Below are 14,032 nucleotides of genomic sequence, written 5' to 3' on the forward strand. Positions count from 1 at the left end.
TTTATCAGTAGGGGATTTTTTTAATTTCGTTTTATTTTAGCAAGTACTAAGTTCAGAGCATAGTGGAGTGTTTTATCTTTAGCGATAAAGAGGGTCAAGAGGTAATAGATGCCACAAGTTGCTATGGTAGACAGAACCATGAGAATCATATCGAAGTTTACTGTGTAGGAATTGATTTGGAAAATCATCTTGAAAATATAAAAGATTGGGATAAAACCAAGGGATATGAGGCTATAACGTGTTAAGGTTATAAAAATTTCTTTTAAACTAATCAGTTGGTGTTTCTTGATAAAATGAATTTCAAGTAAAACAACGATAGTTTCTGCAATAATGGTCGTAGCGATGTAGTACTCAGGTGCAAAAATATTATTGAAATACAAGATGCTATTTAATAGTATATTGGCCCCACCACCAAGGAAGTAGAAGGCGGTTAAGCGATTTTCATGGTCGTTGATAAAGATAATCTGTTTACCAAGAATCAATTCAATAGCCCAAATGATGGTACGAAAAGCGAAGACGCTAGTTACGATACCCGCTTCAAGATATTTTTCAGAAGAATAAATAACAGTTGCGTACCGTCCCAATATCATAATCCCGATACTAGTTGGAACCATAAGGAAATAGAATAAGGATGCCGCTTGATTCACGAGATAATTATAGGACTTGTAATCCTTTTTACCGAGATAGTAGCCAAGGCGCGGAATACTGACGTTGATAGCTCCACTCAAGACACTGGCAATCAACATGACGATACTATAGGCAATTGTATAATAAGAAATGTAGTTTTCATCTGGTCCCTTGGTGATAAACATTCTATCTAGCAAGGTATAAAGCATATTAGCGTTTGCTAAGAGAAGCATAGTAAAGAGTGGTTTAGAAGCTTTAGCTAATTCGACGAAACCAATCTTAACAAAAGAAACTTCTCTCTTAATCCAAAGAAAACTGAGCAGGTAGTTGAGGATAGTGGTCGCTGTCATAACGATAGCATAAGGAACGATATCATCTGCCGTTTTAACAAAGGCGAAGATAGCGACCAGCATGGTAATTCGAATAATTAATGTTTTATAGAGGATGAAGGCATAATTTTCATAAGCCTCGTTCATCCATTCGATATTGAGAAATTGGAAGAGTGCTTGGGCCCCTAGGATGTAGTAGAGGACTTTCAGATTCTCAATGCTGGTGTCAAAGAAGATAATGAGGAAGTAGATACCAGTGGTCAGGAGAGAGGTAAAAACCGAGATATAAAACAACTTAGAAAAGACGTAGTTGATTTTATTCTTGTCATCCTTGACCTTACTGATAGCTCGAATCCCGTAGTTGTATATCCCAAAGGCAGCTAGTGGAATAACAAAGCTAGCCCAGGTATTGGCCGTATTGAAATAACCGTAATTGGATTTGCTGAGAATCCGCGTCAGATAAGGGTTGGTTATCAGTGGAAAAACGATATTGAGAATATTGACCAGCAAGCTGGCCAAGGCATTTACTTTTATATTTTTCATTGAACTTTCTTTCTTAAATCTAAAATCATATCTAGTATTATATCACATTCTCGCTTCATTCTTTTGATAAAATCGTAAAAATCTAGTATAATAGATAGACTGAAAGTATGAGGTTACTAGATATGAAGATGAAACAAATTAGTGATACAACACTGAAAATCACGATGACTTTAGATGATTTGATGGATCGGGGAATGGAAATTGCAGACTTTCTCGTTCCTCAGGAAAAAACAGAAGAGTTTTTCTATGCTATTTTAGATGAATTAGAGATGCCAGACAATTTCTTGGATAGTGGTATGCTGAGTTTCCGTGTGACGCCAAAACCTGATAAGGTCGACGTCTTTGTGACCAAGTCCAAGATTGACCAAAATTTAGATTTTGAGGATCTGGCGGACCTACCAGATATGGAAGAATTAGCCCAAATGTCGCCGGATGAATTTCTCAAAACCTTGGAAAAGAGCATTGCAGACAAGACCAAGGACGATATTGAAGCTATCCAATCTCTAGAGCAGGTCGAAGCAAAGGAAGAAGAGCAAGAGCAAACAGAAACGGAGACTGAGAGTAAGAAAGAACCTTATATCTACTATATCCTGCGTTTTACAAGTCTTGCTGACTTGGTTGCTTTTGCAAAGACGGTTAACTACCAGATGGAAACATCTGAACTCTATAAGATGAATGGACACTACTATTTGACAATCTTAGTTGATGTGGAAAACCATCCTAGTCCATATCCAGCCTGGCTCTTGGCTCGTATGCGTGAATTTGCAGACGACAGTGATATCAGTCGTTCAGTCTTGCAAGAGTATGGGCAAATCTTGATCAATCACGATGCAGTTCTCGGTCTTCAAAAAATTCATTCATAGTTTTTAGAAATCAATTTTCATTTATCAGGAAAGACGAATCATGGGATTCGTTTTTTCTTTACCAGACTGAAATAGTGATTTACTATATTAGGAATTTTCGCAAAATTCTGTTATAATGGCTATATCAGAAAATTTCTAGGAGACAAACATGACAGTTAAAATTGCTTTACTTGGATTTGGTACCGTTGCAAGTGGTGTGCCATTCCTCCTAAAGGAAAATGGAGAAAAAATCGTTCAGTCAGCTCATTCGGAGATTGAAGTGGCCAAGGTATTGGTCAAGGATGAAGATGAAAAGAATCGCTTGCTTGCGGCAGGAAATGACTTTAACTTTGTAACCAATGTAGACGATATTTTATCAGACAAGGACATTACTATCGTAGTGGAATTGATGGGGCGTATCGAACCAGCTAAAACCTTTATCACTCGTGCCTTAGAAGCTGGGAAACACGTTGTTACTGCTAACAAGGACCTTTTGGCTGTCCATGGTGCAGAATTGTTAGAAATCGCTAAAAATCATAATGTAGCACTTTACTACGAAGCAGCAGTAGCTGGTGGGATTCCAATTCTCCGCACTCTAGCAAATTCATTGGCTTCTGATAAAATCACGCGCGTTCTTGGTGTCGTTAACGGAACTTCTAACTTTATGATGACCAAAATGGTCGAAGAAGGCTGGTCTTATGATGATGCTTTGGCTGAAGCTCAAAGACTTGGATTTGCAGAAAGTGACCCAACAAATGACGTGGATGGGATTGACGCAGCTTATAAGATGGTGATTTTGAGCCAATTTGCCTTTGGCATGAAGGTTGCCTTTGACGATGTAGCCCACAAGGGAATCCGCAACATCACACCAGAAGACGTAGCTGTTGCCCAAAACCTCGGCTATGTAGTGAAATTGGTAGGTTCTATCGAGGAAACTCCTTCAGGTATTGCTGCGGAAGTAACTCCAACCTTCCTTCCTAAAGCCCATCCACTTGCCAGTGTGAATGGGGTAATGAACGCTGTTTTTGTAGAATCTATTGGTATCGGTGAGTCTATGTACTACGGACCAGGTGCTGGTCAAAAACCAACTGCAACAAGTGTTGTAGCGGACATTGTCCGTATCGTTCGTCGCTTGAATGATGCCACCATTGGCAAAGACTTCAACGAATATAGCTGTGAACTTGTCTTGGCAAATCCAGAAGATGTCAAAGCTAATTATTACTTCTCAATCTTGGCGCCAGACTCAAAAGGTCAGGTCTTGAAATTGGCTGAAATCTTTAATGCTCAAGATATTTCCTTCAAGCAAATCCTCCAAGATGGCAAAGAGGGTGACAAGGCACGTGTAGTGATTATCACTCATAAGATCAATAAAGCACAACTTGAGAATGTTTCAGCTGAGTTGGCCACAGCTTCAGAATTTGACCTCTTGAATACCTTCAAGGTGTTAGGAGAATAGGATGAAGATTATTGTACCTGCAACCAGTGCCAATATCGGGCCAGGTTTTGATTCGGTCGGTGTAGCTGTTACCAAGTATCTTCAAATTGAGGTCTGTGAAGAACGAGATGAGTGGCTGATTGAACACCAGATTGGCAAATGGATTCCCCATGACGAGCGTAATCTTTTGCTTAAGATTGCCTTGCAAATTGCGCCTGATTTGCAACCGAGACGCTTGAAAATGATCAGTGATGTTCCCCTGGCGCGTGGTTTAGGTTCTTCTAGCTCGGTTATCGTTGCTGGGATTGAACTGGCCAACCAACTGGCCAAGCTCAACTTATCTGACCATGACAAATTGCAGCTGGCGACCAAGATTGAAGGACATCCTGACAATGTGGCTCCAGCTATTTATGGTAAACTCGTTATTGCAAGTTCCGTTGAAGGGCAAGTCTCTGCTATCGTAGCAGACTTCCCAGAATGTGATTTCCTAGCCTACATTCCAAACTATGAATTGCGTACTCGAGACAGTCGTGGTGTCTTGCCTAAAAAATTGCCCTACAAGGAAGCAGTTGCAGCTAGTTCTATCGCAAATGTTGCTGTTGCAGCCTTGTTAGCAGGAGATATGGTGACAGCTGGACAAGCAATCGAGGGGGACCTCTTCCACGAGCGTTATCGTCAAAGTCTGGTCCGTGAATTTGCGACGATTAAGCAAGTAGCTAAAGAGAATGGGGCCTATGCGACCTATCTCTCTGGAGCAGGGCCGACAGTTATGGTCTTGGCTTCTCATGACAAGATGCCGGCGATTAAGGCAGAATTGCAAAAGCAGTCTTTCAAAGGCAAACTGCATGATTTGAATGTTGATACCCAAGGTGTCCGTGTCGAAACAAAGTAAAGAATAGAAGATAGGATGGGGAAACTCTTGACCAGAGGGCTTCCTATCCTTTTTTTGAAAAGAAGTTTATACTCAATGAAAATCAAAGAGCAAACTAGGAAGCTAGCCGCAGGTTGCTCAAAACATGGTTTTGAGGTTGTAGATGAAACTGACGAAGTTAGCTCAAAATACTGTTTTGAGGTTGCAGATGTAAGCTGACGTGGTTTGAAGAGATTTTCGAAGAGTATTAGTTAAAAACTTGATAAAGGAGAAATAAAGATGGCAGAAATTTATCTAGCAGGTGGTTGTTTTTGGGGTTTAGAGGAATATTTTTCCCGAATTTCGGGAGTGCTAGCTACCAGTGTAGGCTACGCTAATGGGCAAGTCGAAACAACCAATTACCAGCTGCTCAAGGAAACAGACCATGCAGAGACTGTTCAAGTAATTTATGATGAGAAGGCAGTGTCACTTAGAGAAATTTTACTTTATTATTTCCGTGTTATTGATCCCTTGTCTATTAACCAGCAGGGGAATGACCGTGGTCGCCAATATCGAACTGGGATTTACTATCAGGATGAAGCAGACTTGCCAGTTATCTACACAGTGGTGCAGGAGCAGGAGCGTATGCTTGGTCGAAAGATTGCAGTAGAAGTGGAGAAACTTCGCCACTACATTTTGGCTGAAGACTACCATCAAGACTATCTCAAGAAAAATCCTTCAGGTTATTGTCATATCGATGTGACCGATGCTGAGAAGCCATTGATTGACGCATCCAACTATGAAAAGCCTAGTCAAGAAGTGTTAAAAGAAAGTTTGTCATCAGAGTCTTACCGTGTTACGCAAGAAGCTGCTACAGAGGCGCCGTTTAGTAATGCTTATGACCAAACCTTTGAAGAAGGGATTTATGTAGACATCACGACGGGTGAGCCACTCTTTTTCGCTAAGGATAAGTTTGCCTCAGGTTGTGGTTGGCCAAGTTTTAGCCGTCCGATTTCTAAGGAATTGATTCACTACTACAAGGACCTGAGTCATGGAATGGAGCGAATCGAGGTTCGTTCTCGGTCAGGTAATGCTCACTTGGGTCATGTTTTCACAGATGGACCTCAGGAGTTAGGTGGTCTGCGTTACTGTATTAATTCTGCTTCCTTACGCTTTGTAGCCAAGGATGAGATGGAAAAAGCAGGATATGGCTATCTATTACCTTACTTAAACAAATAAAACTGAGAGGGTGGGGCTTCCCACTTTCTTCATTTCCAGAATAAGAATAGAAGGGATTTATGAAACACTTACTATCTTACTTCAAACCCTACATCAAAGAGTCGATTCTAGCACCCTTGTTCAAGCTACTAGAAGCTGTTTTTGAGCTCTTGGTTCCCATGGTGATTGCTGGAATTGTTGACCAGTCCTTGCCCCAGAGAGATCAAGGGCATCTATGGATGCAGATTGGCCTGCTCCTTATCTTTGCAGTGATTGGTGTTTTAGTGGCCCTGGTAGCCCAGTTTTACTCAGCTAAGGCAGCGGTAGGTTTTGCCAAGGAATTGACAAAAGACCTCTATCGTCATATTCTTTCTTTACCTAAGGACAGCAGAGACCGTTTGACAACTTCTAGTTTGGTGACTCGCTTGACTTCGGATACCTACCAGATTCAGACTGGTATCAATCAATTCCTGCGTCTCTTTTTACGAGCGCCCATTATCGTTTTTGGTGCCATTTTTATGGCCTATCGAATCTCAGCTGAACTGACTTTCTGGTTCTTGGTCATGGTTGTTATTTTGACCATTGTCATTGTCGGTCTTTCTCGACTGGTCAATCCTCTCTACAGCAGTCTCAGAAAGAAAACGGACCAACTGGTTCAGGAAACACGCCAGCAATTACAAGGGATGCGAGTTATTCGTGCTTTTGGTCAGGAAAAACGAGAGTTACAGATTTTTCAAACCCTTAATCAAGTCTATGCGAGATTGCAAGAGAAAACAGGTTTCTGGTCTAGTTTACTAACACCTCTGACCTATCTAATTGTCAATGGAACCCTCCTCGTTATCATCTGGCAGGGCTATATTTCGATTCAAGGAGGTTTACTCAGTCAAGGTGCTCTCATTGCTCTTATCAACTACCTCTTGCAGATTTTGGTGGAATTGGTTAAGCTCGCCATGCTGATCAATTCCCTCAACCAATCCTATATCTCAGCCAAGCGAATCGAGGAAGTCTTCGCCGAAGCTCCAGAGGATATTCATTCAGAATTAGAACAAAAACAAGTTACCAGTGATCGGGTTTTGCAAGTCAAAGAATTAACCTTTACCTATCCTGATGCGGCTCAACCTTCTCTGAGAGATATTTCCTTTAATATGAAGCAAGGGCAAATCCTTGGTATCATTGGGGGTACGGGTTCAGGTAAATCAAGCTTGGTGCAAGTCTTACTTGGTCTTTATCCAGCAGACAAGGGGAGCATTTACCTTTATCGAGATGGACGTAGTCCTCGTAATTTGGAGCAATGGCGATCTTGGATTGCCTATGTACCCCAAAAAGTTGAACTTTTTAAAGGAACTATTCGTTCCAACTTGACTTTGGGTTTCAATCAAGAAGTGTCTGATCAGCAACTCTGGCAGGCCTTGGAGATTGCACAAGCTAAGGATTTTGTCAGTGAAAAGGAAGGACTTTTGGATGCCCTAGTTGAGGGAGGAGGTCGAAATTTCTCAGGCGGACAAAAACAAAGGCTGTCTATCGCACGAGCAGTCTTGCGCCAAGCTCCATTTCTCATCCTAGATGATGCGACCTCGGCACTGGACACCATCACTGAGTCCAAGCTCTTGAAAGCCATTCGAGAAAATCTGCCAAATACGAGCTTAATCTTGATTTCTCAACGGACTTCGACACTCCAGATGGCTGACCAGATTCTCCTCTTGGAAAAAGGTGAGCTCCTAGCTGTTGGCAAGCACGAGGATTTGATGAAGACTAGTCAAGTCTATCGTGAAATCAATGCATCCCAACATGGAAAGGAGGACTAGCATGAAACGACAAACTGCAAACCAGACGCTCAAACGTTTAGCCGTAGATTTAGCAAGCCATCCCTTCCTCCTTTTCCTAGCCTTTCTAGGAACTATTGCCCAAGTTGGCTTGTCAATTTACCTACCTATTCTGATTGGACAGGTCATTGACCAGGTCCTGGTGGCTGGTTCATCACCAGTTTTTTGGCAGATTTTCATCCAGATGATCTTGGTAGTCATAGGAAATACTCTGGTACAATGGGCAAATCCCCTTCTTTATAATCGCCTAATCTTCTCTTATACCAGAGATTTGCGAGAGCGAATCATTCATAAGCTCCATCGTTTACCGATTGCTTTTGTGGATCGGCAGGGCAGTGGAGAGATGGTCAGTCGTGTGACCACGGATATAGAACAGCTGGCAGCCGGCTTGACCATGATTTTTAACCAATTTTTCATTGGTGTCTTGATGATTTTGGTTAGTATTCTAGCCATGCTCCAAATTCACCTTCTCATGACCCTCTTGGTCTTGCTGTTGACGCCCCTGTCTATGGTGATTTCACGCTTTATTGCCAAACGTTCCTATCATCTCTTTCAGAAGCAAACAGAGACGAGGGGAATTCAGACTCAGTTAATTGAAGAATCGCTTAGCCAGCAGACTATTATCCAGTCCTTTAATGCTCAGACAGAGTTTATCCGAAGACTGCACGAGGCGAATGCCAACTACTCAGGATATTCTCAATCAGCCATCTTTTATTCATCAACGGTCAATCCTTCGACTCGCTTTGTCAATGCGCTCATTTATGCGCTTTTAGCTGGAGTAGGAGCTTATCGTATCATGATGAGGTCCACCTTGACCATCGGACGTTTAGTGACTTTTTTGAATTACGTCCAACAGTACACCAAGCCCTTTAATGATATTTCTTCTGTTTTAGCCGAGTTGCAAAGTGCTCTCGCTTGCGCAGAGCGCGTCTATGCTGTCTTAGAAAGTCCAGAGGTGGCTGAAACAGGTAAGGAAGTCTTGACCAGTGACCAAGTGAAGGGAGCTATTTCCTTTAAACAGGTCTCTTTTGGCTACAATCCTGAAAGGATCTTGATTAAGGATTTGTCTATCGATATCCCAGCTGGTAGCAAGGTGGCCATCGTTGGTCCGACAGGTGCTGGTAAGTCAACTCTTATCAATCTCCTCATGCGTTTTTATCCTATTAACTCGGGAGATATCTTGTTAGATGGGCAATCCATTTATGATTATACCCGAGCGTCATTGAGACAGCAGTTTGGCATGGTGCTCCAAGAAACCTGGCTCAAGCAAGGAACCATTCATGACAATATTGCCTTTGGAAATCCTGATGCCAGTCGGGAACAAGTGATTGCTGCTGCCAAAGCAGCCAACGCAGATTTTTTCATTAAACAGTTGCCACAGGGATACGATACTAAGTTGGAAAATGCAGGAGAATCCCTCTCTGTTGGGCAAGCCCAGCTCTTAACTATCGCCCGAGTCTTTCTAGCTATCCCAAAGATTCTTATCTTAGACGAGGCAACTTCCTCCATCGATACACGGACAGAAGTGCTGGTCCAGGATGCCTTTGCCAAACTCATGAAGGGGCGCACAAGCTTTATCATTGCTCACCGTTTGTCAACTATTCAGGATGCGGATTTGATTCTTGTCTTGGTAGATGGAGATATTGTTGAGTATGGTAACCATCAGGACCTCATGACTAGAAAGGGCAAGTATTACCAAATGCAAAAAGCTGCGGCTTTTAGCTCTGAATAATCCTTTCTATTTTGAAATATTATGGAAAAAAGTTGCCTTCGGGTAACTTTTTTGTTACAATAGCTAGAAAAATCAGGGTCTTAGAAGGAGAAAACAATGAAAGTCTATCAGCATGTAAATATCGTGACTTGTGACAAAGATTTCCATGTTTATTTGGATGGTGTCTTAGCCGTTAAGGACTCTCAAATCGTCTATGTCGGCCAAGAGGAGCCAGAGATTTTAGAGCAAGCTGAGCAGATTATAGACTATCAGGGAGCCTGGATCATGCCTGGTTTGGTCAATTGCCACACCCATTCTGCTATGACAGGCTTGCGAGGGATCCGGGATGATAGCAACCTCCATGAATGGCTCAATGACTATATCTGGCCGGCAGAAGCAGGATTTACTCCCGACATGACTACCAAGGCAGTCAAAGAAGCTCTGACAGAGATGCTCCAGTCAGGGACAACAACCTTCAACGATATGTATAATCCCAATGGTGTGGATATTGAGAGAATTTATCAGGCAGTCAAGGCATCTAAGATGCGTTGTTATTTCTCACCGACCCTCTTTTCTTCAGAGACAGAAACAACTGCTGAGACTATAAGTAGAACACGGTCCATTATAGAAGAAATCTTAGGATATAAAAATTCAAATTTCAGGGTTATGGTAGCTCCACATTCTCCGTATAGCTGTAGTAGAGACTTGCTAGAAGCGAGCTTAGATATGGCAAAAGAGCTGGACATTCCCATCCATATCCATGTGGCGGAGACCAAGGAGGAATCAGGAATTATCCTGAAACGCTACGGCAAACGCCCCCTCGCCTTTCTAGAAGAACTGGGTTACTTAGATCATCCGTCTGTTTTTGCTCATGGGGTCGAACTAAACGAACAAGAAATTGAACGTTTGGCAACTTCTCATGTGGCTATCGCCCACAATCCTATCAGTAATCTAAAACTGGCCTCAGGAATCGCTCCAATCATCCAACTCCAAAAAGCAGGAGTAGCAGTGGGGATTGCGACTGACTCGGTTGCTTCCAATAACAATCTAGATATGTTTGAGGAAGGACGGACAGCAGCCCTCCTTCAGAAAATGAAGAGTGGAGATGCCAGCCAATTTCCTATCGAAACAGCTCTCAAAGCTCTAACGATAGAAGGTGCTAAGGTTCTTGGGATGGAAGATCAGATAGGAAGTCTGGAAGTTGGTAAGCAGGCAGATTTTCTGGTCATTAATCCTCAAGGAAAAATCCATCTCCAACCTCAGGAAAATATGCTCTCTCACCTCGTATACGCAGTCAAATCCAGTGATGTTGATGATGTCTATATTGCAGGAGAGCAGGTTGTCAAGGAAGGTCAAGTTTTGACAGTAGAAATTTAAAAAAATTTCAAAAAAGTTTGCAAAAATCTTGCATTCTTTTTTTGTCTATGCTATACTTATATACGGTTTGAAAAAACTGCCTAAGACAGTAGGGGAGCTCGACTCATAAAGATCCTACCGAGGACAAAACGTATCATGTAAAAAGAAGCGTATTGTACTTTCGTGTCTAGGTTTGGGCGCGTTTTTCTTTTGGAAAAATTCCCCAAGCAAAATAATTACGGAGGTGAACACACTAATGAGTGAAGCAATTATTGCTAAAAAAGCGGAACTAGTTGACGTAGTAGCTGAAAAAATGAAAGCTGCTGCATCTATCGTCGTTGTAGACGCTCGTGGTTTGACAGTTGATCAAGATACAGTTCTTCGTCGTGAGCTTCGTGGAAGCGAAGTTGAGTATAAAGTTATTAAAAACTCAATCTTGCGTCGTGCAGCTGAAAAAGCTGGTCTTGAAGATCTTGCATCAGTATTTGTTGGACCATCTGCCGTAGCATTTTCTAATGAAGATGTTATCGCGCCAGCGAAAATCTTGAACGACTTTGCTAAAAACGCTGAAGCACTTGAAATCAAAGGTGGTGCAATTGAAGGCGCTGTCGCATCTAAAGAAGAAATCGTTGCTCTTGCAACTCTTCCAAACCGCGAAGGACTTCTTTCTATGCTCCTTTCTGTACTTCAAGCGCCAGTGCGCAACGTTGCTCTTGCAGTCAAAGCGGTTGCAGACAACAAAGAAGACGCAGCTTAATCTTAAGCTACGCAGCGTAGCATAGCTACGAAAAACTATTATAATTAAAAACTTATTTGGAGGAAATAACAATGGCATTGAACATTGAAAACATTATTGCTGAAATTAAAGAAGCTTCAATCCTTGAATTGAACGACCTTGTAAAAGCTATCGAAGAAGAATTTGGTGTAACTGCAGCTGCTCCTGTAGCTGTAGCTGCAGCTGGTGCTGCTGACGCTGGTGCTGCTAAAGATTCATTTGACGTTGAATTGACAGCTGCTGGTGACAAAAAAGTTGGCGTTATCAAAGCTGTACGTGAAATCACTGGTCTTGGACTTAAAGAAGCTAAAGAACTTGTTGATGGTGCACCAGGTGTCATCAAAGAAGGCGTTCCAACTGCAGAAGCTGAAGAAATCAAAGCTAAATTGGAAGAAGCTGGAGCTTCAGTTACCCTTAAATAATAGAGCAACTACATTAGTAGCTTAAAAACATGATTAAACCGCTATTCTTAGGATTAGCGGTTTTCTTTATAATTGAAAAGAGAAAATTTATAAAGTGTCTCCAGTTGTTCCATAAGATTTTCATCATAAAGTTCTGGAGTTTGATTAGAGAACCATGTCAATCAAACTCCAACGATCGATAAAGCGATGATGTATCTGTGGAAGGAGATTATGTTTGCTAAGGTATTTTTTGCAGAAATAGTGGTACAATATCCTTAGAATAGTTCAAAATTTATCTTTGCTAGGGGAAAGGGAGATTGAACTCCCTGATGCATCCGTCTTAGTATGGGATTAATGTCCTATAAAAAGGAAATGTTATAAAGGTGATATTGATGGAAAGATATGAATTTACAGCGACAACAGCAAAATCAGATATAATAATTGGTATCCTTTTTCCCATGTTCCTCATGCTTCCTGTATTGGGGATACAGTTGGCTATATTCTATTTAAAACTGAATGATTTTTTTAAATCACAACCTCTTTTTCTTTATACGATAGTATTAGTATTTTTTGGTATTAGTTTTCTTTTAATTAAAAAAATACAAGGTAGTCTAGTGAAGAATTTTGTCGTAGAATTATCTGGAAGAAATATTAGGATTTGGTGTGATGGAAAGGAGATTGTATCAGGAGAAGTTATTTTCTGTAGGATAAAAAATAAGGAGCCTAAACTGGGGGCGAGAGCCTTAAATGTAGACATAGACACCAAGGGGGATAACATTAAATTTCGAGTTCGGTCTAAGGAATATGAAAATTTATCATCTTCTACTTGGAATCCTCTCGGGACAAGCAAACCCTCTGATGTAGAAACGTTATTATCTTTGGGCAAAAAAATAAAAAATGTTATGGAAGAAGAAGTTTTGATAGAAGATGAAGCTTCAAAAAAACCTCGATCGTTTTGATTGAGGTTTTTAGCATATTTCTTAAACAATACCTTGTGCAATCATAGCATTGGCTACATTTTCAAAGGCAGCAATGTTTGCCCCTGCAAGGTAGTCAGTACCAAGACCATATGTTTCAGCAGTTGTTTTAGCTGTGTTGAAGATGTTGGTCATGATGTCTTTGAGACGTCCATCAACTTCTTCACGGGTCCATGAGAGGCGAAGGCTGTTTTGGCTCATTTCAAGCGCTGATACGGCTACACCACCAGCGTTGGCAGCTTTGGCTGGTCCGTAAAGGATTCCGTTTTCTTTGTAGACTTTAATCGCATCAAGGTCGCTAGGCATGTTGGCACCTTCTGATACGAAATACCAAACTCAACACATTCCTCTGAAAGCGAAGTATCCTGGAGGATTTGATGCTTTGTTCCTGCTTGGCTTTATGAATCAGTTGCCCGCAACTCTCTCAGAAAAGGATAGACCAGCTATCGACGCTCTGAGCTCTGATCAACTCTGGCAAAATTGTCAAGATACCATCAAGAGGAGTATTGGTCTTTTTGAGCAAGCTGGCTATGATTTAGAGGTTGAGGATTACCATTTTACTATTTTATTGGGTAACTCTGAAAAGGCCATGTTACAGCTCAATAAGGGTTATAGCGGAGATGGTGGAATTCCAGGTTACCTCATGCTTAGTCTGCTACCGAATGACTATACTTTGCCACGAGTACAAGCAGCGTTAGCTCATGAGTGTAACCATAATGTCCGTTTCCAATTTATCAAATGGAATCAGCAGACGACACTCGCAGACTGGGTAGTCAGTGAAGGATTGGCAGAGTCTTTTGCAGCTGAGCTTTATGGCAAAGATCTAATCGGATCTTGGGTCACTTCAACCAGTCCAGAGCAGTTAGAAGAGATTAAGCCCATCATCTCAAGTCAGCTTCAGCTAACAGGTATGGCGGAAATGGCTCCTTATCTCTACGGTGATGAAATTGCTGAGATTCAAGGTCAAATACCGGTTGGAATGCCCTATGCTGCAGGCTATGCTTATGGTTATCATTTGATACAAGCTTATCTGAAAAAGACTGGCAAGAACATTATTGAGGCTACAGCGACGCCTACAGAAGAGATTTTAGAGGCGACGAAAGACTTTTGGAAATGACACTTTTTGCTTGCAAATCTGCCAGAGT

The 14,032-nt window shown here is 41.6% G+C and carries 11 protein-coding genes, 2 pseudogenes and 1 other annotated feature; of the genes and pseudogenes, 11 read left to right on the plus strand and 2 right to left on the minus strand.

The features are described 5' to 3' along the window. Positions 1-20 precede the first annotated feature (20 nt). Complete coding sequence (locus EKB01_RS01545; protein ID WP_167265413.1) at positions 21-1,499, minus strand: oligosaccharide flippase family protein; 1,479 nt, start codon at positions 1,497-1,499, stop codon at positions 21-23. Between the two features lie 122 nt (positions 1,500-1,621). On the opposite strand from EKB01_RS01545, the gene mecA reads away from it, so the two are divergent. The 10 genes from mecA to EKB01_RS01595 all read left to right on the plus strand — a co-directional run bounded on the left by mecA (position 1,622) and on the right by EKB01_RS01595 (position 12,869). Beyond that, a complete protein-coding gene (mecA, locus tag EKB01_RS01550) occupies positions 1,622-2,362 on the plus strand; it encodes an adaptor protein MecA (protein ID WP_167265695.1) in 741 nt (246 codons plus the stop codon). Between the two features lie 148 nt (positions 2,363-2,510). Then, complete coding sequence (locus EKB01_RS01555) at positions 2,511-3,797, plus strand: homoserine dehydrogenase (protein WP_167265415.1); 1,287 nt, start codon at positions 2,511-2,513, stop codon at positions 3,795-3,797. A 1-nt stretch (position 3,798) separates the two neighbouring features. Next, entirely contained in the window at positions 3,799-4,668 is an 870-nt protein-coding gene (gene thrB, locus EKB01_RS01560; RefSeq protein WP_167265416.1) for a homoserine kinase, read from the plus strand. A 258-nt stretch (positions 4,669-4,926) separates the two neighbouring features. Next, complete coding sequence (gene msrB / locus EKB01_RS01565) at positions 4,927-5,865, plus strand: peptide-methionine (R)-S-oxide reductase MsrB (protein WP_007520243.1); 939 nt, start codon at positions 4,927-4,929, stop codon at positions 5,863-5,865. A 59-nt stretch (positions 5,866-5,924) separates the two neighbouring features. Beyond that, positions 5,925-7,649 carry an ABC transporter ATP-binding protein gene (locus tag EKB01_RS01570; RefSeq protein ID WP_167265418.1) on the plus strand — a complete coding sequence of 575 codons (1,725 nt, stop codon included), beginning with the start codon at positions 5,925-5,927 and terminating at the stop codon, positions 7,647-7,649. Position 7,650: 1 nt separating this feature from the next. Next, positions 7,651-9,399: an ABC transporter ATP-binding protein gene (locus tag EKB01_RS01575; RefSeq protein WP_167265420.1), complete on the plus strand. Its 1,749-nt coding sequence runs from the start codon at positions 7,651-7,653 to the stop codon at positions 9,397-9,399. A gap of 96 nt (positions 9,400-9,495) precedes the next feature. Further along, positions 9,496-10,755 (plus strand): TRZ/ATZ family protein, encoded by a 1,260-nt coding sequence (locus tag EKB01_RS01580; protein ID WP_167265422.1) that lies wholly within the window; start codon positions 9,496-9,498, stop codon positions 10,753-10,755. Positions 10,756-10,816: 61 nt separating this feature from the next. Next, positions 10,817-10,952: a sequence feature (ribosomal protein L10 leader region), on the plus strand. A gap of 38 nt (positions 10,953-10,990) precedes the next feature. Continuing rightward, on the plus strand, positions 10,991-11,491 hold the full coding sequence (gene rplJ, locus EKB01_RS01585) for a 50S ribosomal protein L10 (protein ID WP_001287266.1): 501 nt from the start codon (positions 10,991-10,993) through the stop codon (positions 11,489-11,491). Between the two features lie 71 nt (positions 11,492-11,562). Then, positions 11,563-11,931, plus strand: a complete 369-nt coding sequence (gene rplL / locus EKB01_RS01590) for a 50S ribosomal protein L7/L12 (RefSeq protein ID WP_001196962.1) — start codon at positions 11,563-11,565, stop codon at positions 11,929-11,931. 371 nt (positions 11,932-12,302) lie between these two features. Beyond that, complete coding sequence (locus EKB01_RS01595; protein ID WP_000443019.1) at positions 12,303-12,869, plus strand: hypothetical protein; 567 nt, start codon at positions 12,303-12,305, stop codon at positions 12,867-12,869. A gap of 21 nt (positions 12,870-12,890) precedes the next feature. Here EKB01_RS01595 and EKB01_RS01600 read toward each other — a convergent pair. Continuing rightward, positions 12,891-13,211, minus strand: a pseudogene (locus EKB01_RS01600) (NADP-specific glutamate dehydrogenase); the annotation flags it as partial. Here EKB01_RS01600 and EKB01_RS01605 point away from each other — a divergent pair. Continuing rightward, positions 13,192-14,004, plus strand: a pseudogene (locus EKB01_RS01605) (DUF2268 domain-containing protein); the annotation flags it as partial. The pseudogenes EKB01_RS01600 and EKB01_RS01605 overlap by 20 nt on opposite strands. Between the last annotated feature and the right edge of the window lie 28 nt (positions 14,005-14,032).

Origin of the sequence: Streptococcus sp. CCUG 71758 (genome assembly GCF_011714815.1) — a bacterium.
In the GTDB taxonomy this organism is placed as follows: domain Bacteria; phylum Bacillota; class Bacilli; order Lactobacillales; family Streptococcaceae; genus Streptococcus; species Streptococcus halitosis.